This window comes from Pseudomonas sp. NPDC087803 (genome assembly GCF_044742995.1).
Lineage (GTDB): Bacteria > Pseudomonadota > Gammaproteobacteria > Pseudomonadales > Pseudomonadaceae > Aquipseudomonas.
In genome coordinates this window covers 1-1,440 of the sequence record NZ_JBIUVO010000154.1, presented here as the reverse complement: position 1 = coordinate 1,440, position 1,440 = coordinate 1, and the positions used below count along the sequence as shown (strand labels likewise).

The following is a 1,440-nucleotide window of genomic DNA, read 5'->3' as shown; positions in this document are numbered from 1 at the left end:
GCCTTTGAGGGCCACCAGCGCATCGCGCAGTTCCAACAGTCTGGTCGAGCAAGTGCCTGAGCTGAAAAAACAGATGGAACTGCGCGATGCGCTGGTGGCCCTCAAAGGCCCGCTGGGTAACGCACCTGCGTTCCGTAAAGCGATCGAAGGCGTGCTCGCCGACGACGAATCCCGCGGTCGCGTACTCGGTGAGCTGGGCCTGAACGCCGCAGCCCCGGACGCCTGAGACTCCAGCCAAGGAAGCCAACACAATGAGCACTAGCGCAGCACAAGAGAAGAGCGCCGAAAGCGGCGAGTACAGCATTCTCGACAGCATCATCGCCGAAACCCGTCTGACTCCGGACGACGAAGCCTACGACATCGCCAAGCGTGGAGTGTCGGCGTTCATCGAAGAACTGCTCAAGCCGCAGAACAACGGTGAGCCGGTCAAGAAGGCCATGGTTGACCGCATGATCGCCGAGATTGATGCCAAGCTCAGCCGTCAGATGGACGAGATTCTGCACCACCCGGACTTCCAGGCTCTGGAATCGTCGTGGCGTGGCCTGCAGTTGCTGGTCGACCGCACCAACTTCCGCGAAAACATCAAGATCGAAATCCTCAACGTCTCCAAAGAAGACCTGCTGGACGATTTCGAAGACTCGCCGGAAGTCATGCAGTCGGGCCTGTACAAGCACATCTACACCGCTGAATACGGCCAGTTCGGTGGTCAGCCGGTGGGCGCGATCATCGCCAACTATTTCATGTCCCCAAGCTCGCCGGACGTGAAACTGATGCAGTACGTGGCCAGCGTATCCTGCATGTCCCACGCGCCGTTCATCGCTGCGGCCGGCCCGAAATTCTTCGGTCTGGAAAGCTTCACCGGCCTGCCGGATCTGAAAGATCTGAAAGACCACTTCGAAGGCCCGCAATTCGCCAAATGGCAGAGCTTCCGTACTTCGGAAGACTCCCGTTACGTCGGTCTGACCGTGCCGCGTTTCCTGCTGCGTAACCCGTACGATCCGGAAGAAAACCCGGTGAAATCGTTCGTGTACAAGGAAACCGTCGCCAACAGCCACGAGCACTACCTGTGGGGCAACACCGCGTTCGCGTTCGGCACCAAGCTGACCGACAGCTTCGCCAAATTCCGCTGGTGCCCGAACATCATCGGTCCACAGAGCGGTGGCGCAGTTGAAGACCTGCCGCTGCACCACTTCGAAAGCATGGGCGAAATCGAAACCAAGATCCCTACCGAGGTTCTGGTCTCCGACCGTCGTGAATACGAACTGGCCGAGGAAGGCTTCATCTCCCTGACCATGCGCAAAGGCTCCGACAACGCGGCGTTTTTCACCGCCAGCTCGGAGCAGAATCCGAAATTCATCGGCATCAGCGCATTAGGCCATGCGGCAGAGCAGAACTACAAGCTCGGCACCCAACTGCAGGACAAGATTAACATAAACCCCC

General features: G+C 58.7%; 2 protein-coding genes. Both read left to right on the top strand.

Features of this window, described 5'->3' with window-relative positions; genetic code table 11:
* A partial coding sequence (locus ACIOUG_RS27115; protein ID WP_401070269.1) for a type VI secretion system contractile sheath small subunit occupies positions 1 to 226 on the top strand: 226 nt, incomplete at its 5' end.
* 25 nt (positions 227 to 251) lie between these two features.
* A partial coding sequence (gene tssC / locus ACIOUG_RS27110; protein ID WP_401070266.1) for a type VI secretion system contractile sheath large subunit occupies positions 252 to 1,440 on the top strand: 1,189 nt, incomplete at its 3' end.